Source organism: Streptomyces sp. L-9-10 (genome assembly GCF_004151105.1).
GTDB lineage: Bacteria > Actinomycetota > Actinomycetes > Streptomycetales > Streptomycetaceae > Streptomyces.
In genome coordinates this window covers 192990-215638 of record NZ_PHRF01000026.1, presented here as the reverse complement: position 1 = coordinate 215638, position 22649 = coordinate 192990, and the positions used below count along the sequence as shown (strand labels likewise).

The window sequence follows — 22649 nt, the reverse complement described above, 5'->3', positions numbered from 1 at the left end:
ACTCCGAATTTTTTGCCAGATCGGGCGACGACGCGGTGTGTCGTTTTACGAAGTCTTGGTCTTCTGTAAATGTGTGCCCGTCAGCACGTCGCCTGAACTCGTGACCGGGCGGGTTCTGGAATGAGGGAGAACCATGCGCTACGGCAACGCCTTGCGAGAAGCGGTCGAATCGCCTCGTACGACACCTCTCATCGGCATCTACGACATGTACTCGGCCTCGATCGCGGCCCAGCACTACAACGGATTCTTTGTGTCCGGCTTCGGATTCGCCGCTTCCCATTACGGGCTGCCGGACATCGGTTTCATCGCCTGGCCCGACATGGTGGCCTTCGCGGAACGGCTCCGTCTGGCGTTCCCACGCCATCACATGCTTGTCGACATCGACGACGGGTACGTGGACCCGGAAGTCGCGTGCCATGTCGTCCAGCGGCTGGAGCGCGCCGGGGCCTCGGGGGTGATTCTGGAGGACCAGAAGCGGCCACGCAGGTGCGGGCACGCGGACGGGAAGCTCATCCTGCCGCTGGAGGAGTACCTGGCCAAGCTCGATCTGGTGCTGCGCAGCAGGGAGGAGATGCTCGTGGTGGCGCGTACGGACGCCACGGAGGAGTCGGAGATCGTACGGCGCGCCGCCGCGCTGGCGGAGACGGACGCGGATGTCGTCCTCGTCGACGGTGTGCGGAGCGTGGAGTGGATTCGTAAGATCCGCTCGGTCGTCGGCGACAAGCCGCTGCTGTTCAACCAGATCGCGGGCGGAAAGTCGCCGAGGCTCTCCCTCTCCGAACTCTCCGACCTGGGCGTGAATCTCGCCATCTACAGCACGCCGTGTCTTTTCGCCGCGCACGGCGCGATCGACGGCGCGCTGGTCGATCTGAAAATGGCCGACGGCCGGCTGCCGGACACCAGGGAGACGGGGGCGATCGGGGTCAAGGGATCGACGGAACTGCTGGAAAAGAACATCAGCAGACACCACGACAGTCGCGTTTCGGTGTCGGTGTGACCACGGGAATTCCCTCTTGTCATCTCATTTCCTTCGGTCCGGCACCGGCCGGCACCGTCTTCCGAAGAAATCACCCCTTCTGAGGGGAGTCTCCACGACGAGTGTCCTCGTCGCGGCGACGACGAGTGTCCTGTGCGGTGCGGGCACCGCACAGGCCGACGACGACGAGCCGGAGAAGTCGGGGCCGGTCGCCGGACGCAACGTCGGTCTGCTGGTGGTCGACAACTCCCATGCCGACTCGTGGCTGGAGGTCGACCGGACGCTCAACATGCTGTTCAGGAGCAAGGGCACGGCGGGCAGCGACCACGACGGGGGTGGTGGCGCCATCGACGTCCAGACCGGGAACAACGGGACCGGAAGCGGCGACCCGACCGGGGCCTGCTCGTGTCCGCGCCCGTCCTCCGGGTCCGACACGTCACCCGCGCCGTCCTCCGGCCAGTCCCCCGGCTCCGGCTCGGGTCCGGGCTCGGGCGCGGGCGCGGGCGCGGGTTCCGGCTCGGGTGGTGTGATCGAGCAGATCGGGCAGATCGGGCATCCGCCGTACCAAGGCGAGAACGGTGAATGACGTGACCTCTAAGTCCTGGCTGACGTCGTCCTGGCTGATGTCCTGGCCAGGCCGGCTGGGAAGGGCGGTCGACCTCTATGTCGTCGCCCTTCTCGGCACGGTCGTGTTCGCGGCGCTGCTGCCCGCGACCGGCCGGGCGGCCGTGGCCGTCGGCGGTGCCGCCGATCTCGCCATCGCGCTGCTCTTCTTCCTCTACGGCGCCCGGCTCTCCACCCGCGAGGCGGTCGACGGTCTGCGGCAGTGGAAACTCCATCTCGTGGTGGGGGCCAGTACGTTCGCGCTCTTCCCGCTGCTCGGGCTGGCCGTGGGCGGGCTCGTACCGTTCCTCCTCACCGACCAGCTCTACACCGGCCTCCTCTTCCTCTGCGTCGTTCCCTCGACCGTCCAGTCGTCGATCGCGCTGACCTCCACCGCCCGGGGCAATGTCCCGGCCGCCATCTGCGCCGGTACGTACTCCAGCCTGTTCGGCATGGTCGCCACCCCGCTGCTCGCGGCGTGGCTGATCGGCTCCACCGTCAGCTTCTCGGCCCACGGGGCGGTGGCCATCACCACCCAGCTCCTGCTTCCCTTCGTCGCCGGGCAGTTGCTGCGCCGCTGGATCGGCGGGTTCATCGGACGGCACAAGAAGCAGATCGGCCTGCTGGACCGGTTCTCCATCCTCCTCGTCGTCTATACGGCCTTCAGCCAGGGCATGGCGGAAGGCATCTGGCGGCAGATCACCCCGGCGCGGCTGGCCGGTCTGGTGACGCTGGCCGTGCTTCTGCTGACGGTGGCTCTCACGGTGACCTCGTTCGCCGCGCGACGGCTGGGGTTCAGCAAGGAGGACCGGATCACCATCGTCTTCTGCGGCTCCAACAAGAGCCTGGCGACGGGACTGCCCATGGCGGCGGTGCTGTTCGGGGCCTCGGCGGGCCCGGTGATCCTTCCCCTCATGCTCTTCCACCAGGTGCAGCTGATGGTGTGCGCGGTCCTCGCGGGCCGCTGGGGCCGCCGGCCGCTGGAAACGGCGCCCGACCCGTCCGACCGGACCCCCGCGCAGACGTCCCGCGCCGTTCCCGCGCGGGAGACGGCCCGCTGACCGCCGGGTACCGGTGCTTCCCCGCCGGGAGCGGTTCCCCGCCAAGGCGGTTCCGCTCCCGGAGCGGCTCCGCCCCCGGAACACTTCCGCTGTGAGAGGGATTCCGGAAAAATCTTCGCCAGTCCGTCCCGTGAGCTGTCGAGAACGCGCGACCCGCTCCGACGTCCCCTGTGAGAGTCGCCCACAAGGGGTGACGGCCTACCGAGGAACAGAGGAGACGACATCATGAAGTACCTGGTGATGGTGCAGGGCGCGCAGGCCGACTACGACGCGATGGCCGGCAAGGCGTCCGCCCACAGCCCGGCCTGGAACGAGGACGATCTGCGGGCGATGTTCTCCTACATGGAAGAGCTCAACAACGACCTCGCCGAGAGCGGCGAGATGGTGGACGGGAACGGTCTGGCCGAGCCCGCCGCCACGCGCGTCGTCGGAGTCGGCGACGACGGCCGGTCCGTGATCACGGACGGCCCGTACGGCGAGACCAAGGAACTGCTCGCCGGCTACTGGGTACTGGACTGCGAGAGCCTGGAGCGCGTGACGGAGATCGCCGAGCGCTTCCTGCGGTGCCCGGCGCCCGAGGGCTCCCCGGTCTACCCCGTGATCATCCGGCCCATCCCGGACATGGGCGGGGGCGACGTGTGAGACGTACGGCATGAGGCCCGGAACGGAGATCGAGGACCTGCTGCGGCTGCACGCGCCGCAGGTCCTCGGCGCGCTGGTACGCCGGTACGGACACTTCGGCGCGGCCGAGGACTCCGTACAGGAGGCGCTGCTCGCGGCGGCGCGGCAGTGGCCGGAGACAGAGGTGCCCGCCAACCCGCGCGGCTGGCTGATCAAGGTCGCCTCCCGGCGGCTCGTGGACCAGCTGCGCGCCGACGAGGCACGGCGTCTGCGCGAGGAGACGGCCGCGGCGCTCGCACCGCGCGACGCGTTCACGGCGCCGCCGCCCGGTGAGAGCCGCGCGCCGTCCCAGGACGACACCCTCACCCTGCTCTTCCTCTGCTGCCACCCCGAACTGGCCCCGGCCGCGCAGATCGCCCTCACGCTGCGCGCCGTCGGCGGTCTGACCACGGCCGAGATCGCCCGCGCCCATCTGGTGCCCGAGGCGACGATGGCGCAGCGGATCAGCAGGGCCAAGCGGCGGATCAAGGGGGTGCCTTTCCGGCAGCCGGGGCCCGAAGACCGGGACCAACGGCTCGCGCCCGTGCTCCAGGTGCTCTATCTGATCTTCAACGAGGGGTATACGGCGACCTCCGGCAGCGATCTGCACCGCGCCGATCTCGCCCGTGAGGCGATCCGGCTGACCCGGGCCGTACGCCGGCTGCTGCCCCGGGAGGGCGCGGTGACCGGGCTGCTCGCGCTGATGCTGCTCACCGACGCCCGGAGCGCGGCGCGTACGGGTCCTGAGGGCGAACTGATCCCGCTGGACGAGCAGGACCGTTCCCTCTGGGACGGGAAGGCGATCGCGGAAGGCACCGCGCTGGTGACGGAGGCGCTGTCCCAGGGCCCGGCCGGCCCCTACCAGGTGCAGTCCGCGATCGCCGCGCTCCATGACGAGGCGGCCCGCGCCGAGGACACCGACTGGCCGCAGATCCTGGCCCTGTACGACATTCTGGTGCGCCGCACGCCCGAGCCCATGGCCGAACTCGGCAGGGCCGTGGCCGTCGCGATGGTGCACGGCCCCCGGGCGGGGCTGGCCGAGGTCGCCGTACTGGAGGACCGGTTGGCGGGCCATCACCGGCTCGACGCCGTACGCGCGCATCTGCTGGAAAAGGCGGGGGACATCGACGGCGCGCGTGCCGCCTACCGGCTGGCCGCCGGGCGTACGCTCAGCGTGCCCGAGGCGCGGTATCTGCGGACGCGCGCCGCCAGGCTGTCGACCGGAGCCGCCGCTGAATCGCCGACGGAATCGCCGACGGAATCGCCGACGTAGTCGCCGCCGGAGATTGTCATCCCATGACATCTCCATGAAAGATCTGATCCAACTGGCCCTTATTCTATCTTTAGGCCTTTTGGGTGCAATTGAACACATAGTCCATGCTTGTACGAGCCACGGGCGTTGTTACGCACGTGGATCCACGTGAACTCTGGGAGCGGAACACTGTCCTGGCCGAAGCGTTCTGCGCCAGCGATGAGCGTGTGCGCCAGGCGCAGTCAGTGCTGGACGAGGCGCAGGCCGAGCGGAGCAGGACGCTCGCGGCCTTCTCCGTGACGGTCGGAAACGACGGCGCGGTGGCCGATCTGATGGGCCTGAACGAACGCGAAGTGCGGGTCGCGCGGCGCACGGTGGGCAGGGAGGACGCCCGGTCGGTCGCCGAGGAACTCCTCGTCCGCGGAGCGCAGCCACCGCCACCACCGCTCGCGCCGCTGACACCGCTGTTCCCGCAGGAGCCACCGCAGACACCGCCGCCCCCGCCACAGGCACAGGGGCAGGGGCAAGGGCAGGGGCAGGCACAGGGACACCCGCCGATGCACGATCCCTCCGCCGACGCCTTCCCCGTGTCGGATGTCCAGCTGCCGCAGCCCCGGGCCGAGATGCCCCCGCAGCCGGACGCGATGCCCCAGGACGCGCAGACGGCCGCCGCCGCGCCCACGGTCTTCCACACCCCCGCCGTGGAGGAGTCCGTGGTCTGGTCGGCCAGCATGGACTCCGTCCTGCTGTGGAGCTGGAAGTCCGGCCTCGACCTCCAGACGGTCGCCGCCGAGCTGGGCCTGGATCTGCGGGCGCTGCTGCTCCGCGTACAGACCCTGGCCAACGACGGGCTGCTCACCCCCCGTACCCCGCCCTCCGACAGCGGCCAGTCCGGCCGTCATCGCCGTCACGAGGACCCGTACGCGGCCCTCATCAGCCCCGCGACCACGCCGTTCCCCGTCTACCACTGAGCGTCGGGGCCCGGACGGCGGCGGTCGCGGCGGAAGCGGCGGTTGCGGCAGAAGCGGCGGTTGCGGCAGAAGCGCTCAGCGCTGTTCCCTCGCGCCGTCCAGCCGGCGGGGCAGATCGCGGGGGTTGCCGTCGGACACGTCGGCGGGGAGGAAGTCGGCCGGGACGTCCTGGTAGCAGACCGGGCGCAGGAAACGGCGGACGGACAGGGTACCGACCGAGGTCGTGCGGACGTCCGAGGTGGCCGGGTACGGACCGCCGTGCACCATGGCGTGGCTGACCTCGACCGCCGTGGGCCAGCCGGCATAGAGCACGCGGCCCGCCCTGGTCTCCAGCAGCGGCAGCAGGGCGGCGGCGGTGTCCTGGTCCCCCGGGCCGTGGTGGACCGTGGCGGTCAGCTGGCCCCGCAAGGCGCGGGCCACCTCGGTGAGTTGGGCCGTGTCACGGCAGGTCACGACGGTCGCGGCGGCGCCGAACGCCTGATCCTGGAGTTCCGGCCTGCTCAGGAACGTCTCGGCCGGGACCGTGAACAGCCGGGGCGCACAGGTGTTGGCGCCCTCGCCCGGCTGTCCGGCGGCGATCTCCCGTACGTCCTCGACCGCCGTCAGCGCCGCCGCCGCGCTCTCGTACGCGTCGTGGAGGGCGCGGGTCTGGACCGTCTGCGCGGTCCGCGCCGACACCTCCCGGCCGGCCGCCGCCAGGAACTCCGCCAGCTCCGGTCCGTTGACTCCGGCCAGCAGCCCCGGCCGGGTGCGGAACTGCCCGGCCCCCGCCGTCAGCGCGTCGACGAACCCCTCGACCAGCGCGGCGGACCGGTCGCGGAGGGCGCCGGGCAGCAGGAACACCGGGTTGACGCTGCTCATCTCGGCGTACACGGGGACCGGTTCCGGGCGGGCGGCGGCCGTACGCATCAGCGCCTCGCCGCCCGCCCGCGATCCGGTGAAGCCGACGGCCCGGATCCGGGGGTCGGCGACCAGGGCCCTGCCGAGTTCCGCGCCGGAGCCGAAGAGCAGCGAGAACACGCCTTCCGGCAGCTCGCTCTCGCGTACGGCGGCGGCCACGGCCGAGCCGACCAGTTCCGAGGTGCCCAGGTGGGCGCTGTGCGCCTTGAGCACCACGGGGCAGCCCGCGGCGAGCGCGGCGGTGCTGTCGCCGCCCGCCACCGAGAACCCGAGCGGGAAGTCGCTCGCGCCGAACACCGCCACCGGCCCGATGCCGATATGACGCTCCCGCAGATCGGGCCGCGGCTCGGGGACGCGATCCGGCAGCGGCCGGTCGATCCGTACCTCCGCCCAGGAGCCGTACCGCACCTCGGCCGCGAGGAGCCGCAACTGCCCCGTCGTACGGTCCCGTTCACCGGTGACCCGGTCCGCGGGGAGGCCGCTCTCGGCGACGGCCCGGACGGTCAGCTCCTCGCCGAGCGCCTCGATACGGTCCGCGATCCGCTCCAGGAAGGTCGCCCGCCGCTCGGGAGAGGTGGCGCGGTAGCCGGGGGCCGCCTGCTCGGCCAGTTCGCAGGCGCGGGCGACGTCCTCGGGGGTGCCGGAGCCGTAGCCGGGCTCCAGCGGGGTGTCCGTACGGGGATCGACCGAGGCGACGACCGGGCCGCGGCCGGTCCGCCGCTCGGCGCCGAGGAACATCGCTCCTGTCAGGGGCATGGTGCCGCCACCTCACCTCTCTGGGCCTTCTCTGGGCTTCGTCCCGCTCGTCGGGTTTCGTCCGGATCGTCGGCCCGTGCGTCGCGCGCCGCGCGCTGTGCGGTCGCGGGGGCGACAGGGGCAGGGGCAGGGGCAGGAGCCGGCGGGGTCAGCCGCCCCTGGCGTTCGTCCCACGGTCCGGCCCCCACCTTTTCGGCGGCTCCGCCGGGCTGAGGTGCGCCACCAGATCGGCCAGCTCCACACACGCCTCCTCGATCTTCAGCCGGACGTTCCGCTGCTCGGTGACGATCGCCGCCAGCAGCAGCGAGGTCAGCGCGACGGACCCGTTGAGGGCCTGGAGGCTGACCATCCGCTGAATGAGGTTGTGGTGGGCGAAGGCCCCGACGAGGTCGGTCGCCTCCGAGATCGCCAGTACGGTCACGAACAGCGCGTACGGCGCGCTCCCGGGAAGCTGGAAGCGCAGCGCGGCCCAGATCAGCACCGGGAAGACGAGGAAGAGCAGCGAGAGGCTGCTCATCGTGGCCAGCGGCGTCACGACTAGGGCGGTGATCAGCAGGGCCACCGCCTCGGGCCAGCGGCGGAAGTCCCTGGCCCGCGGGCGCCGGGCCCTGCGGAGCATCAGCAGCACCGGCGTGACCACGAGCACGCCCATGGCGTCACCCACCCACCACGCCGACCAGGTCGGCCAGAATCCCGACAGCCGCAGCTTGCCGCCGAGCACCAGCATCCACACGCCCAGCGTCGCGCTGATCAGCATCCCGGCCAGGGCCCCGAGGAACACCAGGGCGACCCCGTCCCGCAGCCGGTCCAGCTCCATACGGAAGCCCACGCGCCGGAGCATCAGACAGGCACAGACGGGGGCGAGGGTGCTGGCCGCGATGATCCCGATGTCGAAGAGGTGGACGGAACCGAGCGTCACGACGGTGAAGAGGGCGCCGAGCGTGATTCCCGGCCAGACGCCGAGGCCGAGGAAGAGCAGCCCGGCCAGCGCGATGCCCGTGGACGGCCAGAGAGCCGTCACGACCGCGCCCTCGATCACCAGCTGCTTCAGCAGACCGAGCTGTGCGACCCCGTAGTAGGCGAGGGCGACGCCGAGAATCCGGAGAGCCGCCAGGGACAGACGTTGGACTTCCTCGGTACGCACCACATGAGCCATCAGACAACGCCCGCCGCCCGGGTACGCCGTGACACGCACTGCCGGAGGGCTCGCGTCACCCCGGGCCGTACGCGCGGACGCCGGACTTCCGGGTCAGCGGCACGAAGGGTAGGCGCCGACGGGGCCGTCCGGTACGGAGTCATGGCAGAGGACGAGCACGGCGGCGTCGTCCGAGTGACCTGTCAGCTCGGCCACCTTCAGCACCTCGGCGGCCAGCTCGCCGGGGTCCACCCCGGTACGGGCGTCCTCGGCGGCCAGGACCGCCTCGGCGGTCAGCCGGGCCACCCGCCCCAGACCGTTCTCGACCGGAAAGGACGGCCCCTCGACCACGCCGTCCGTGACCAGCACGAACGCCCCGGTGTCCGTCAGACGGCGGCGGATCACCGGATACGTCTCCCCCGGCAGGATGCCCAGCGGCAGACCGCCCGGGTCCTCGTCGACACCCGAGCTGCCGTCCGCCGCGGCCCACACCGAGGCCACATGGCCGGCGCGGGCGCTCTCCAGCACCCGGGTGACGGGGTCGAAACGGAGGAACGTGCAGGTCGCGAAGAGGGTGGAGTCCACCGACAGCATCAGATCGTTGGCCCGGCTCAGCACCTGCCCGGGGTCACCGGCCGCCGCGGCGACCGCCCGCAGACCGATACGCACCTGCCCCATGATCACGGCCGCCTCGACATCGTGCCCCTGGACGTCACCGACACAGAACGCGAGCGCGCCGTCGGGCAGCACGAACCCGTCGTACCAGTCGCCGCCGATATCGAGACCGTCCCGCGCGGGCGCGTACCTGGCGGCGGTCCGCAGCCCCGGTACGGCGGGCAGGAAAGGCGGCAGCATCGCACGTTGCAGGGCCTCCGCCAGCTCCACCCGGGCATGCTGCAACTCCACCCGCCGCCGCGCCTGGGCGGTGAGCCGGCCGAGTGTGGTCAGCAGGTCGTCGGCGCTCGCCGACCGGACGGGACGACGCCGGGTCATGCACCGCTCCGAGGTACGTCCGTTGGTGGACCGCTGTGAGTTGTTCCTCGCAACGGAGTACAGAGGGGCTCTCGCTCAAGCCTCACCTCCATCATATTTCGAACACGCGGCTTCCGCCGGATGAACCGGACATTCCCGGACATACATACATGCATGACACACACAACGTGCGGCGGAGGCGCGGGGGGACCCTCGCCAGGACGGGGGCTTCGGCTCCGCGCGGGCCGGGTTGGCAGGCCGGCTTGTCGAGCGACCCGATGGGCATTCGGTCCAGCTACGACGACAAGGCAGCCCCACCGACCACATGCCTCTGACACCATGAAGGCGTGAGGACGAGCAATGGTCAAGCAACGACAAAGCCCGCCTAACGCCGCAGGTCGAGAAGGGTGCTCCCCGCGCAGGCGGGGGTGTTCCGCCCTGGGCCGGCGGCGCGGTCTCCGTCTGGGCGTGCTCCCCGCGCAGGCGGGGGTGTTCCGTACATCGGCGACATCCGGAAGGCCGCTGCGCAGTGCTCCCCGCGCAGGCGGGGGTGTTCCTTCGTAGCGTGATCTGCATGAGGCGGCGCCGTCGTGCTCCCCGCGCAGGCGGGGGTGTTCCGATGGGCCAGGATTACGGGACCTCGACCGTCTAGTGCTCCCCGCGCAAGCGGGGGTGTTCCGACGGACGCGAACATGGGTCGTTGGCGGTTCCGCCCGCGCCCAGGAGGGTGGGGGGGATCGCCGCCGAGGCGGGCTCCAGGGCGGGCAGGGCGCGGCGGGCACGGTGCGTCGCGGCGGACGGGAGGGCCGCGCGGACGAGCTGGGCCGCGCGGAGCCAGGGCTGGGCGTAGATGTGGCGGGCGCGGCGTTCGATGCCGGTGGCGAGGCGGTCCACGGCAGGGGCCAGCGGGTAGGTGCGGTTGGCGGGCCAGCGCATACGGGAGCGCAGCTCGCGGAGCGTGGAGTCCTGGTCGGCGCCCCGGACCATGTCGGTGTCGGTCCAGGTGAGATAACCGACGCCGACCCCCACCCCGTGGTGCGCCAGCTCGGTGCGGAGGGTGTGCGCGAAGGACTCCACCCCCGCCTTCGACGCGCAGTAGGCCGTCATCATCGGCGCGGGGGCGAGGGCCGCGAGCGAGGCGACCTGGAGGTAGTAGCCGCGGGAATCCAGCAGGGCGGGGAGGAAGGCGCGGGCGGTGTTCGCGCTGCCGATCAGGTTGACCTCGATGACGCGGCGCCACGCGTCGGGCTCCGAGTGACGGAAGAGGCCGCCCACCGCGACCCCGGCGTTGGCGACGACGACATCGACCGTACCGAAGCGTTCCTCGACGAGCCGTGCCGTGCGCAGCATGGCCGCCGCGTCGGTGACATCCGCGTGCCAGTGGTCCGCCTCGCCCGTCAACGACTCGGCGACGCGGGCGAGTTCGGACTTCTCCAGGCCGACGAGCGCCAGCCGGGCGCCCCGTTCGGACAGGGACCGGGCGAGTTGCTCGCCGACGCCGCGCGCGGCGCCGGTGATGACGGCGGTACGTCCTCGGAGCGGCGGGTGCCTGCTCATGGTGGGGCCTCCGGAGTGCGAGTGAAGTGAGGGGAGGCCGCCCCCCGGCGCGTGGCTGGAGGACGGCATTCCATACGTCGGCGCATTGTGTGCGCCGGCGCGATCCGTACAGCCGACGCGGTCCGTGCGACCGGGGCGGCGAACGTACGGCGGTGCCTATGGCGGGTGCGTACGGCGGGTGCGTACGGCGGTGGCGAGGCGGTGCGTACGCGCGGTGCGTACCGCGCCGTGCGTGGCGCACGGAGCCGTGCGTGGCGTACGGCGGCGTGGGTCAGGCGCGTTGCAGCGCCAGTACCGCGTTGTGCCCGCCGAAGCCGAACGAGTGGCTGACCGCCCGGTCGATCCGCTGGCGCAGCGGCTGCTTGGTCACGCAGTCGATGTCGAACTCGACGGCCGGCGCGTCCAGGTTGGCGATCGGTGGTACGACGCCGTGCTGGAGCGTCAGCACGGTCAGGCCCGCCTCGATCGCCCCCGCCGCCCCCATGCAGTGCCCCAGCACCCCCTTGGGCGCCGTGACCGGCGGCCGGTGCGGATAGACCCTGCTGATCAGCGCCGCCTCGGTCGCGTCGTTGAGCGGCGTCGAGGTGCCGTGCGCGTTGACGTGCTCGACATCACCGGACCGCCAGCCCGCGTCGCGCAGCGCCACCTCCACCGCGCGCTGGGCGACGGCGCCCGAGGGGTGCGGACTCGTCGGGTGGTGCGCGTCGGTCGTGGCACCGGCGCCCGCCAGCAGCGCGCGTGGCTCCGCGCCGCGCGCCCGCGCGTCCTGCTCGCGCTCCAGCACCATGATCGCCGCGCCCTCCCCCAGGACCAGCCCCGCGCGGTCCGAGGCGAAGGGCCGGCACAGCACCGATGGATCGTCGCCGGGACCGGCCAGCGCGGCGGCGCCCGAGCGCACGAACCCGGTTATGGCGACCGGGAAGACGATGGATTCCGTCGCCCCCGCGACGGCGATGTCGCACTGCCCGGTGGAGAGCAGATCCCGCGCCACCGACAGCGCCGTGACCCCCGAGGAACACGCCGTGCACGGCGCCATGCTGGGCCCGGTGGCCCGCATCTTGATGGCGATCTCGGCCGCCGGCATGTTGGGGATGGTGAGCAGGATGCCGGACGGGGAGGTCGCCTCGGGCCCGCGTCTGTCGAGCGCGACGGACTGTTCCGTCAGGCTGGCGGATCCTCCGCTGCTGGTCCCGACCACGACGGCGACCCGGGTGCCGTCCCAGCTCGTCGGGTCGAGTCCGGCGTCGGCGACCGCCTCGCGCGCGGCGAGGAGCGCGAACTTCACGTACCGGCCCATCCGGAAGGCCGTACGCCCGCCGATCGCGGCGTCGAGATCGATGCCCTCGACCGTACAGGCGAAGTCGACCGCGCAGCCGCTCAGTTCGGGCACCCGGTGGGCCGGGGAGACCCCCGCGCACACGCCGTGCCAGGTGGAGTCGGTGTCGTTCCCGGCCGGGGTGATCATCCCCAGGCCGGTGATGGCGATGGCGGGTCCGGTCATCGGCCGACGCCCACCGGGGCCTCGTTCGCCTCGCTGACGCCACTCGTCGTGCCGACCGCGTGAACCGCGCGAAGCGCGTGCGCCGCGTGCGCGGGCCGCACCGTGCACGCCGTACGCGCCCCGTTGAGGAACGCGGTGATCTCGGCCAGCGTGGCGCCCTTGAGCAGCGAGTCCGAGTCGGCGTCGATCCCCAGCGTCTCCTTGATGATGACGGCGAACTCGGCGACGGCGAGGGAGTCCATCTCCAGGCTGTCCATCGTGGCCTCGGGGATGATCTCCGCGGCGGGCACCTTGAACGTCTCCGTCAGCACCTCGGTGATCTTCGGGTGGATCTCGCTCATGGGAAGTCCTTTCCAGTGGGTGGGTCGGTTGAAGGGGTCGGTGGTTTCAAGCGGGTGCGGCGGGTACGGAGAGCGCGCCGGGTGCAGGAGGTGCGTCGGGTACGGGAGGGACCGCGGGGACGGGAGGTACGGCGGATACGGGAGGTACCGCGGGTGCGGCGGGTACGGCGGGTACGGCGGGTGCGGCGTGCCACGCGCCCTCCGCGTCGTCGTAGGCGTCCACGTAACCGGCCGCGGAAATAGGCCAGTCGGCGAGCATCTCCTCCGGCAGCGCGAAGGACTCGACAAGGGCGGGGGCATGGCCGGCCAGCCGCGAGATGAGCTGTTCGACGGCCTCGGGCAGTTCGTCGAGATGACGGGGGGCCAGCCGGCCCGCGGCCAGCAGATCGCCGCTGTTCCGGTCGATCCACTGGAGCGCGAAGAGCCGGTGCAGCGAACGCAACAGGTCATGGGCCGACGGCGAGGACGCCGGGGCGGACTTCAGTCCCGCCACCGCCACCGCGTACGCCTCCGACGCGCGCCGGTACGCGTACGCCTCCACGGCGCGCAGCGCGGCACCGGACGCCGCGTTCCACCGCGCCAGCGAGTCGCCGTGCGGCACCTGGCTCATCCGGCGGCGGGCCCGTGCCAGCCATACGGCCTCGACAGCGACGAGGAGTTCGTTCAGGAACAGCGGATCGGTCAGCTCGCGGCCGGCGGGACCGTACGATCCGTCCTCCTGCCCCGAAGACGAAAACGAAGACGGAGACGAAACCGGAGCCGGAGCCGGAGCCGGAGCCGCCGAGAACAACATCTCGGCCGCCGCCTTCGCGTAGATCGCGACATTGTCGCCCTCCGCCGTGATGACGCCCTCGATACCCGCCAGCAGCTCGGTCATGCCGTTGTTCTCCAACAGCGCCTGCGCACCGCACCGTTCCCGCGACTCCACGATGACCTCGCGCGCCCGCCAGCTGATCCAGCCCTTGGCGACGGCCACCAGCCGCTCGGCCTCGTCCGCGTCCGCTTCCGTACGCGACTCCCAGACGTCCAGCGCCGTACGGTGCAGCAGGGTCATCGCGAAGACCGTGGCCAGGGCTCCGACCAGCGGGCCGTGGTGGCTGCGGTGCGCGAACACCGGTACCGGCTCCCCCCCTCTGGAACCGGAGATGTGCCGGTGCCCGCCGTACCGCACGGCGAGCGCCAGCGTGACCCGCGCCGAGCCGACCGCGCACGCGCTCATCGAGAGCTTGCCCGCCGTGACCCGGCCGATCGAGGTCAGGAAACGCCGTCGGCGGTTGCTCTGCTCGCTCCGGAACTCACCGTCCTCGTCGATCCGCCCCTGCGCGCCCCCCAGGAGCGCCTCGCGCCCCACGAAGACCCGGTCGAACGCGGTCAGACAGTGGTCCACCGGGCTGCCCAGCCGGGCGGGCAGCCTGCGCACCCGGACGCCGGGGAGCGCCCCGACGGAGTCGGTCAGCGGCGTCAGGAACAGAAAGACGCCGTGATCGGTACCGTCCACGAGCAACCGGGCCGCCACCACACCGGACTTGGGGCCGCCCGCCGGGCTGGTGTTGGGCATGAACTTCTGCGCCCCGGCATGCGGCGTGCGCAGGACGAAGCCGTCCCGCTCCCGGTCGTAGGTCGCCGTCGTCTCCACGGCCACCGCGTCGTTTCCGTGCGCGACCTCCGTACAGAGGAAGGTGCCCACTCGGCGCAGCGCGAAGAAGTCCGCCAGATCCGCCTGGCCCGCCGAGCCGAGTGAGGCAGCCGAGCCGCGTGACGCAGCCGGGCCCGCTGATGCCGCCGAGCCCGCCAGATCCCGCGCCGTGCCGCGCGCCCCGTCCTTCTCGCTCTCCGCCTCGCTCTCCGCCTCGCTCTCCGCGTGGTCGAGGAGGCTGCCGAGGAACAGGTTGTAGTGAATGCCCGCGACCGTCGTGAAGGCCGGATCGACCGGGCCCAGCCACTCATGCAGCGCGGCGAGCCCGCGCGGGTCGGCCACCAGCCCCGCCGGGCTGTCGAGCGCGTCGTTGACGGTACGGAGCCGCCCGTACGCCATCGCCAGCCGTTCCCCGGACGACGCACCGGGCCGGCGGCGGAACGGGGCCGCGGCGGCGAGCCGGCGCCACGGCGCGTGCTCGCCGTCGAAGTCGTCCCCGAAGAGCACGCGCGTCAGCGGATCCAGCGTTGGGGTCAATGAGCCCGCCGCGTCCAGTGAGTCCGCCGCGTCCAGTGAGTCCGCCGCGTCCAGTGAGTCCGCCGGGTCCAATGAGTCCGCCGGGTCCAATGAGCCTGTCTGGTCGAATGACTTCATGGCAACGGTGTTGATATTTATACTCACGCCGGTATAACGATCAATCAATGGCGAAGAAACGACTCTCCCACCCGCAGAACCATGGGACATTCGTACGATCAGCTCCCTGATATGACCTGTCGTCAGGCCCGCCGAAACGCCAGCGCCACGTTGTGCCCGCCGAACCCGAATGAGTGGCTGACCGCCGTCTCCACCCACTGCCGCCGGGGTTCCTTCGTCACGCAGTCGAGGTCGAACTCGACTGCGGGCGCGTCCACGTTGGCGATCGGCGGAATCACGCCATGTTCGAGGGTCAGCACCGTCGCCACCGCCTCGATCGCCCCCGCCGCCGCCAGCGTGTGCCCCACCACCCCCTTCGGCGCCGTGACCGACGGCCGGTGCGGGTAGACCCGGTCGATCAGTGTCGCCTCCATCGTGTCGTTGAGCGGCGTCGACGTGCCGTGCGCGTTGACATGCTCTACGTCGTACGTGCTCCAGCCCGCGTCCCGCAGCGCCGCCTCCACCGCGACCTGGGCCCACCGGCCGTCCGGCGCGGGCGCCGTCGGGTGGTGCGCGTCCGTGCTCGCGCCCGCGCCGGCCAGCAGCGCGCGCGGCGCCCGGCCCCGCGCCCGCGCGTCCGCCTCCCGTTCCAGGACGACCATCGCGGCGCCCTCACCGATCACGAACCCGTCGCGGTCCGAGGCGAACGGCCGTGACGCCCCGCCCGGATCGCCGGTTCGCGTCGACAGCGCGCCCATCCGCGCGAACGCCGTCACCACCAGCGGGGTCAGTACGGCCTCGGAGCCCCCGGCCACCACCACATCGCACTGGCCGCTCGCCAGCAGATCGCGGCCCACGGCGATCGCGGTGGCCCCCGAGGCGCAGGCGGTCGCCGGGGCGAGGCTCGGCCCGCGCGCCTTGAGCGCGATGGCGACCTCTCCGGCCGCCGCGTTGGGGATCATCATCGGTACCAGTACGGGGGAGACCGCCTGCGGCCCGTCCGCCTGGAGCTTCAGCGCGTTGTCGACGAGTACGGAGACACCCCCGACGCCCACGCCGAGCACCACGCCCACCCGGCCGCCGTCCCAGCTCGCGGGGTCGAGTCCGGCGTCCGCCACGGCCTGCCTGGCCGCGATCAGCGCCAGCTTCACGAACCGCGCCATCCGCCAGACCGACCGTCCGCCGATCACGGCGTCGAGGTCGATGCCCTCGACCGCACAGGCGAAGTCGACCGGCATACCGGCCAGTTCCGGGAGCTGCCTGGCCACCGACCGCCCCGCGCACAGCCCCTCCCAGAAGGACTGTTCGTCGTGGCCGGCGGGAGTCACCACCCCGAGCCCGGTCACCGCGACCGTCCCGCTCCCCTGCACGTTCCCCTGCCCGTGTCCCCGCTCAGGTCCCCGCTCAGGTCCCCGCTCAGGTCCCCGCTCAGGTCCCCGCTCAGCCGTCGGCGTCATGATCCGTTCCTTCCGTCGAGGGCCGTGGCCCGTGAGTGCTCGGGCCGTGCGGCCTCGGACGTGGTCGTCGCGGGCGTGGTCGCCTCAGGCATGGCCGCCGCAGGCATGCTCGCCGCGGGCGTGCTCGTCGTCGGCGCGGCCGCCGCGGGCGTGGTCGCCTGGGACATAGTCAGCGCGGGCGTGGTCGTGACCGGCCAGCGCAGCGCGACCGTTCCCCAGGTGAGGCCGCCGCCGAAGGCGGTCAGCAGCATGCGGTCGCCCGCGCGGAAACGTCCCCGCGCGTCCGCGTCCGCCAGGGCGAGAGGGATGGAGGCCGCGCCCGTATTGCCCACCCGGTCGAGATGGGTGACACAGCGCTGGACGCCGATCCCCACCCGTTCGGCGACGGCCCGCAGGATCCGGGCGTTGGCCTGGTGCGGTACGAAATGGTCGATCTCGGCGGCGTCCCAGCCCACCGCGCGCAGCAGGGAGCGGCACGAACCGGTCATCCGCTCGACCGCGTGCTGATAGACCGCCCGTCCCCGCATCCGGAAGAACTCGTCGCCCTCGGCGGGCGGTTCGGCCACCGACCGCGACCGCGCTCCGCCGCCCGGCACGGTGATCAGGTCGTATCCCGTGCCGTCACTGCCCAGGTCGAAAGCGAGCAGCTCGCCCTGGTCCCCGGCCCTGCCCGCGCCGATCAGCGCCGCTCCGGCGCCGTCGCCGAAGACCACCCCCGAGGAGCGGTCCCGGGGATCCAGCCAGGTCGAGTACACATCGGCGCCCACCAGGAGCACCCGGTCATAGAGGCCCGAGACGACCAGGCCGTGGCAGACGGCGAGGCCGTAGACGAAGCCGCTGCACACCGCGCCGATATCGAACGCGGGGACCGTGCCCAGCCCCAGCCGCGCCGCCAGCGCAGGCGCCGTGCCGGGACAGAGATGGTCAGGTGTCGCCGTGGCCAGCACCACGGCGTCCACCCCCCGGGCGCCGCCCGTCCGCGCCGAAGCCGCAGCCGCAGCCGCTGAAGCCGCGCCGAAGCCCGCACCCTCACCCGCGCCGACGCCCGCGCCCGTTCCCGCGAGGCCGGGCGCTTCCGCGACCAGCAGCCGCGCCGCCTCATACGCGATGTCCCCCGTGGACATGCCCGGAGCGGCCCGGTGGCGGCCCGCGATGCCCGTGCGCGTACGGACCCAGGCGTCGTCCACCTCCCACTCCGTGGGCAACGCCCCATTCGGGACCGGCTCCCCCGGGACCCATCCGGCGACGGCCTCCAGTACCGCCGCCCGTGGCTCCACCCCCTCCCGGGGCTTCTCACGCCCCCTCGCGCGTGGGCCTCGCGCCTCCGTGCGCCCGTACAGTGCGTTTCCGCTCGCCACCCACGGCCCCCATCCGGTAAACGATCACATCGACCGGATGACAAACGGGCGCGCCCGTAGGCGAGTTACTGCGCCATTTGGGGCAAAGATTGCTCCGGTTCCCACCCAGGTAGGTGAATCCGTGCCGCGGAGGTGCCGAGTCCGCTCGGAACGGGTGGCAGCCAGCGGGGCACATCGGCCCGGTCTTCCAGCAGTTCGGCCTCCTTGTACCGCTTACAGCCGTGGTGCCAGTTGAGAATCCCGGACAGCCAGTTCTCCAGCTCCTCCACATAGCCGTCGAGCACCCGGCGGGCGTCCGCGTCCAGGTCGAAGTCGTCGTACAGCGTGGGCAGTTCGTTGGCGACGACATGCTGGAACTGGCTCATCCGCGAGTTCATCAGGTCGTCGATGATCGCGAGCCCGGTCGGGTAGTCGCAGTTGAAGAAGTTCTGCACGACCAGTACACCGTTGTGCACCTCGCCCTCGAACTCGATCTCCTTCTGGTACGAGAAGACGTCGTTCAGCAGCGTCGCGTAGTCCTGGGCCGCGTTCTCCATGGACCTCATCGGGCCGGACCGGTAGATCTCCGGCGGCACCACCCGCCCGTGGCTCAGCCGGGACAGACTCATCGTCATGTCCGAGCCGAAGGTCTGCCGGCGCATCTCGATGTAGTCGACGGGGTCGGGGATACGGTTCTGCGTCTGATTGGCCAGCTCCCACAGCCAGCTGTCGGTCATGTCCACGACGGACTTACGGAAGACGCGACGCGCGTCCAGGTCCATCGGGCCCGCCGTACGGACCCACAGATCGGCCAGCCCCCGTTCCAGCCCGGTCGCGGGCACCGGCGTCTCGGAGCCCTCGACCGGCATGAACAGCGCGAGCCGGTCATTGCACGCCTTCGCGCCCGCCACATCGCGCGCGTTGCCGTAGACGACCGGGTAGTAGTCGTCGCCGTACGTCCCCCACGTCAGCCAGTCCGAGGTGAGATCGAGCCCCTCCGCCGTGGCGTCCGGATGGATGCCCGCCGCGCAGAGCGGCAGATCGATACGGCGCAGCCGCTGCTCGTCCCAGACGTCCGAACCCGGGATCCCCGGCTGCGCCTCCAGGATCCCCATGCGGTGGGCCCACTCGACGGTGTGCTCCCGCGAGTGGTCCAGATGCGGGCTCATGGACAGCGCGAACGGCATCCGGAACTCCGGCAGCGCGGAGGGACCGACCCGCTGGAACGGGACATGGCTGTGGCTGCGCGCCCGCGCCGGCGCGCCCGCGCCGATCGTCTTCGCGATGTCCGCCGCGGCCGTACCGAGACCGACCGGCACCATCGAGAACGACGCGCCCGCCCCGCCCGGCGCACCCCCCGGCCCGCCGACGCCCCCACCGCCCGTGCCGGAAGCGGCCTCCGAACCGGCCCCCGAACCGGCGCCGTTCATATAGCGGCTGGAGCGCATATGCCACTCATGGCCGCCCGACTGCCAGTCCTGGAGCCCCTTCACATAGGCGAGGGTTTCGGCGCACGACTGCGGATCGAGGCCCTTCGCGGCGAAGAGCGGCCCCAGTTCGGTCAGCGCGGTGTTCTCGAACTGCTGGATGCGCGAGGTGAGCAGATCGTTGACGGCGTCCGCCGCCTCCTGGGTCGTACAGCCGAGGAACGTCTCCAGGACGAGCACGCCATTGCTCAGCTCGCCCTCCTCCTCGATCTCCCGCTGGTACGAGAACAGGTCGTTGCGCAGGTGGACACCGTCCGAGAACGTGTCCTTCAGCACCCGCAGCGGACGGGAGTCGGCGATCGCCGCGGGCACTTCGGCGCTCGCCGCGTATTCGATGAGCCCCGCGGACCAGGGCGCTCCGCCGACCTTGCGGCGCATCTCGATGTACTCGACCGGGTTCGCGACCCGGTGCGCGTTGATGTTCGCGAGCTCCCAGTCGGACTCGTTGAGGAGATTCTCCGTGGACTCCGCGAACCGCCGCCGCCAGTCCATGGACATGCTCGGGACCGTACGGGCCCAGAGGTCCGCCAGCCCCGCCTCGACCGGATTCGTCGGCTCCGGGAATCCGGCGGCGAGATCCATCGGCATGAAGGCGGCCAGCCGTTCGAGATACGCCTTGCCGCCCTCCCGGTCCTGGGGCCGTTTGTAGACCTCCAGGAAGTGGTCGTCGAAAAAGAACACCCACACATACCAGTCCGTGACCAGCGACAACGCCGGACCGTCGCAGTCCGGATGCGTATACGAGCAGAGCAGGGCATAGTCATGGGAATCGAGGTCGTGTTCCTCCCAGACACCCGATCCCTCCAGCATTCCCCTGTCCCTGGCCCATTGCTTGGAGTGTGCCCTGGCCTCCTCCAGGTGCGGATTGAGTCGGGCCGGATAAGCCATATAGAAATCCGGCAATTCAAACGGCTGTGTCACGAGCGAGCGGCCTTTCCCGACAGTTCCGGTGGTTTTCCCTCGTGTCGTGATCTACCCCTCGCCCCACTCCCCCATCCGGACCACAAATTAGTCATATGAACACACAGCAAGCGCGTGGCGTACGCGCACGGCGCCGCGGCCCGGGTGATCATCGCTGAATGAGCACCACAATCCGGCTCGCACAACAGCCCGAGGCCGACGAGTTGCTCGGCCGCAGCCCGCTGGCCGCGCTCGTCGGCATGCTGCTTGACCAACAGGTCCCGATGGAGTGGGCGTTCTCCGGCCCGTACACCATCGCCGTACGCATGGGCCACGACGACCTCGACGCACGCGAGATCGCCGCGTACGACCCCGAGGCGTTCGTCGCACTGCTCACGGACAAGCCCGCCGTGCACCGCTATCCGGGGTCGATGGCCAGACGCGTCCAACAGCTCTGCCAGTACCTCGTCGAGCACTACGACGGCGATCCCACCGCGATCTGGCGTGACATCGCCACCGGCGCGGAGGTCCGTGACCGGCTCAACGCGCTGCCCGGCTTCGGCACACAGAAGTCCCAGATCTTCCTGGCGCTGCTGGGCAAGCAGTACGGGGTGCGGCCCAAGGGCTGGCGCGAGGCCGCGGGCGCGTACGGGGACGTGGGGTCGTACCGTTCGGCGGCCGACATCACCGGACCCGAATCGCTGGCCAAGGTACGGGCGTTCAAGCAGGAGGCGAAGCGCGCGGCGAAGGCGGCGAAGCCGGCGCGAGCGCCCGGGACCGACTGACCGGCGGCCGATCCGCGCACCGGAATCCAGGCCCGATACGCGAGTGATCCCCCGCTACGCACCGTGAGCTGCGGCACAACTGTTCCCAGGCGGCGCGGCGCTGGCTAGCTTTCCCTCACATTCGTTCGCACCGGAAGGATCCCAGCCCCTGTGAACGCAACTTCCCGCAGGCTCCTGGCAGTCGCGGCAACCGCCGCGCTCTCCGCGCCTCTTCTGCTGTCCGTCTCGCCCGCCTCCGCGCGCTCCCACGACCCGGCCAAGGACGCCGCCAAGGAAGCCGCGAAGCTCTCCCGGAAGCTGGTGCGCGAGGCATCGGCCGGCGACGCGTACCGGCATCTGGAGAAGTTCCAGGCCATCGCGGACTCCGCCAACGGCAACAGGGCGGCGGGCACGCTCGGCCATGACGCCTCCGCCGCGTATGTGTACAGCCAGCTGAAGAAGGCCGGTTACCAGGTCTCGTACGACACGTTCGACATCACCTATATCGAGACGCTCGCCGAGAAGCTCACGGTCACCGCGCCGACGCCGCGCGACGTCGCGATCGTGGCCATGTCGTACACGACGTCCACCAAGGAGGGCGGCATCGCGGCCGACCTCGCCCCCGTCCCGGTCGACGCGACCACCGGCTGCGAGCCCGCCGACTACGCCGCCGGCGCCTTCACCGGCAAGATCGCGCTGATCCAGCGCGGCGGCTGCGACTTCGCGGCGAAGCAGAAGGAGGCGGCGGCGGCCGGCGCGGTCGCCGCGATCGTCTACAACAACACCGAGGGCGCGCTCAGCGGAACGCTCGGCGGCCCGGACGCCGGGAAGATCCCCACGGGCGGCATCACGCAGGCCGAGGGCCGGGCGCTCGCCGCCGAGGCCGCCAAGGGCGCGGTGAAGGTCTCCCTGGACATCCGCCAGCTCCAGGAGGAGCGCACCACCCGCAATGTGGTCGCCGAGACCAAGGGCGGCAGGGCGGACAGGACCGTGATGCTCGGCGCCCACCTGGACTCCGTCACCGAGGGCCCCGGCATCAACGACAACGGCTCCGGTTCCGCCGGGCTGTTGGAGGTCGCCCTCAAGCTCGCCAAGACGCACGACAAGCCGGCGAACAAGGTGCGTTTCGCCTGGTGGTCGGCGGAGGAACTGGGCCTGCTCGGCGCCGAGGCGTACGTCAACGGCCTCACCGCCGCACAGCGCGAGAACATCGCCCTCTACCTCAACTTCGACATGATCGCCTCGCCGAACTTCGCCCAGTTCGTGTACGACGGCGACGACTCGGACGGCGAGGGCTCGGGCGCCGGCCCCGAGGGCTCCGCCCAGTTGGAGAAGGGCATCACCGACTTCCTCGACAGCAGGAACGTTCCGCACGAGGGCACGGACTTCGACGGCCGCTCCGACTACGGGCCCTTCATCGACGCGGGCATCCCGTCCGGCGGCACCTTCACCGGCGCCGAGGGCATCAAGTCCGAGAACCAGGCCGCGAAGTACGGCGGCGAGGCCGGTATCGCGTACGACAAGTGCTATCACTCGGCCTGCGACGACCTCTCGAACGTCAACATGAAGGCGTTCGGCATTAACATCGGTGTGATCGCCGACGCCGTGGGCACCTACGCCCACGATCTGAGTTCGGTGACCAAGCCGGCCGCGAAGGCCGAAGCGGCGCGGATCCCGCTCAAGGGCGCCAGGACGGAGACCGTTTCGCATTCACGCGGCCACACGCCCACCGCGTAACGGGACGACCGGA

At 71.4% G+C, this 22649-nt stretch carries 16 protein-coding genes, 2 pseudogenes and 1 CRISPR repeat array; of the genes and pseudogenes, 8 read left to right on the top strand and 10 right to left on the bottom strand.

Annotated features, from left to right (window positions below):
* Positions 1 to 133: 133 nt before the first annotated feature.
* From CU044_RS06210 to CU044_RS06185, 6 genes are all read left to right on the top strand, one after another.
* Positions 134 to 997 (top strand): isocitrate lyase/PEP mutase family protein, encoded by an 864-nt coding sequence (locus CU044_RS06210; protein ID WP_129767413.1) that lies wholly within the window; start codon positions 134 to 136, stop codon positions 995 to 997.
* Positions 998 to 1013: 16 nt separating this feature from the next.
* Positions 1014 to 1562 carry a hypothetical protein gene (locus tag CU044_RS39380; protein WP_240045379.1) on the top strand — a complete coding sequence of 183 codons (549 nt, stop codon included), beginning with the start codon at positions 1014 to 1016 and terminating at the stop codon, positions 1560 to 1562.
* A 37-nt stretch (positions 1563 to 1599) separates the two neighbouring features.
* Entirely contained in the window at positions 1600 to 2640 is a 1041-nt protein-coding gene (locus CU044_RS06200) for a bile acid:sodium symporter family protein (RefSeq protein WP_129767485.1), read from the top strand.
* 225 nt (positions 2641 to 2865) lie between these two features.
* On the top strand, positions 2866 to 3282 hold the full coding sequence (locus CU044_RS06195) for a YciI family protein (protein WP_129767412.1): 417 nt from the start codon (positions 2866 to 2868) through the stop codon (positions 3280 to 3282).
* A 10-nt stretch (positions 3283 to 3292) separates the two neighbouring features.
* Entirely contained in the window at positions 3293 to 4573 is a 1281-nt protein-coding gene (locus CU044_RS06190) for a sigma-70 family RNA polymerase sigma factor (protein WP_129767411.1), read from the top strand.
* Between the two features lie 137 nt (positions 4574 to 4710).
* A complete protein-coding gene (locus tag CU044_RS06185; protein WP_240045378.1) occupies positions 4711 to 5523 on the top strand; it encodes a hypothetical protein in 813 nt (270 codons plus the stop codon).
* 75 nt (positions 5524 to 5598) lie between these two features.
* Here CU044_RS06185 and CU044_RS06180 read toward each other — a convergent pair whose 3' ends face one another.
* The 10 genes and pseudogenes from CU044_RS06180 to CU044_RS06135 form a co-directional block, all read right to left on the bottom strand.
* Positions 5599 to 7179 (bottom strand): aldehyde dehydrogenase (NADP(+)), encoded by a 1581-nt coding sequence (locus tag CU044_RS06180; protein ID WP_129767410.1) that lies wholly within the window; start codon positions 7177 to 7179, stop codon positions 5599 to 5601.
* A 148-nt stretch (positions 7180 to 7327) separates the two neighbouring features.
* A complete protein-coding gene (locus tag CU044_RS06175; protein WP_129767483.1) occupies positions 7328 to 8326 on the bottom strand; it encodes an MASE1 domain-containing protein in 999 nt (332 codons plus the stop codon).
* Positions 8327 to 8428: 102 nt separating this feature from the next.
* Positions 8429 to 9307 (bottom strand): PP2C family protein-serine/threonine phosphatase, encoded by an 879-nt coding sequence (locus CU044_RS06170; RefSeq protein ID WP_129767409.1) that lies wholly within the window; start codon positions 9305 to 9307, stop codon positions 8429 to 8431.
* 386 nt (positions 9308 to 9693) lie between these two features.
* Positions 9694 to 9966: direct repeats of the CRISPR family, unit length 29 nt; unit sequence GTGCTCCCCGCGCAGGCGGGGGTGTTCCG.
* Positions 9967 to 10081: 115 nt separating this feature from the next.
* Positions 10082 to 10843: pseudogene (locus CU044_RS06165) on the bottom strand (SDR family oxidoreductase); the annotation flags it as partial.
* A 271-nt stretch (positions 10844 to 11114) separates the two neighbouring features.
* Positions 11115 to 12344, bottom strand: coding sequence for a beta-ketoacyl-[acyl-carrier-protein] synthase family protein (locus tag CU044_RS06160; protein ID WP_129767408.1), 1230 nt, complete (start codon positions 12342 to 12344; stop codon positions 11115 to 11117).
* Between the two features lie 122 nt (positions 12345 to 12466).
* A pseudogene (locus tag CU044_RS39375) lies at positions 12467 to 12685 on the bottom strand (acyl carrier protein); the annotation flags it as partial.
* A 46-nt stretch (positions 12686 to 12731) separates the two neighbouring features.
* Complete coding sequence (locus CU044_RS06150) at positions 12732 to 14975, bottom strand: acyl-CoA dehydrogenase (protein ID WP_240045377.1); 2244 nt, start codon at positions 14973 to 14975, stop codon at positions 12732 to 12734.
* A 122-nt stretch (positions 14976 to 15097) separates the two neighbouring features.
* On the bottom strand, positions 15098 to 16411 hold the full coding sequence (locus CU044_RS06145) for a beta-ketoacyl-[acyl-carrier-protein] synthase family protein (RefSeq protein ID WP_129767406.1): 1314 nt from the start codon (positions 16409 to 16411) through the stop codon (positions 15098 to 15100).
* Entirely contained in the window at positions 16408 to 17688 is a 1281-nt protein-coding gene (locus CU044_RS06140) for a beta-ketoacyl-ACP synthase 3 (protein ID WP_129767405.1), read from the bottom strand. The genes CU044_RS06145 and CU044_RS06140 overlap by 4 nt, the downstream gene beginning before the upstream one ends.
* Positions 17689 to 17834: 146 nt before the next feature.
* The gene (locus CU044_RS06135) at positions 17835 to 20156 is read right to left on the bottom strand and encodes a family 2 encapsulin nanocompartment cargo protein terpene cyclase (protein ID WP_193563887.1); all 2322 of its coding nucleotides are present in this window, start codon (positions 20154 to 20156) and stop codon (positions 17835 to 17837) included.
* A 158-nt stretch (positions 20157 to 20314) separates the two neighbouring features.
* On the opposite strand from CU044_RS06135, the gene CU044_RS06130 reads away from it, so the two are divergent.
* Positions 20315 to 20920, top strand: coding sequence for an HhH-GPD-type base excision DNA repair protein (locus CU044_RS06130; RefSeq protein ID WP_129767403.1), 606 nt, complete (start codon positions 20315 to 20317; stop codon positions 20918 to 20920).
* A gap of 150 nt (positions 20921 to 21070) precedes the next feature.
* The gene (locus tag CU044_RS06125; RefSeq protein WP_240045376.1) at positions 21071 to 22636 is read left to right on the top strand and encodes a M28 family metallopeptidase; all 1566 of its coding nucleotides are present in this window, start codon (positions 21071 to 21073) and stop codon (positions 22634 to 22636) included.
* Positions 22637 to 22649: the final 13 nt, after the last annotated feature.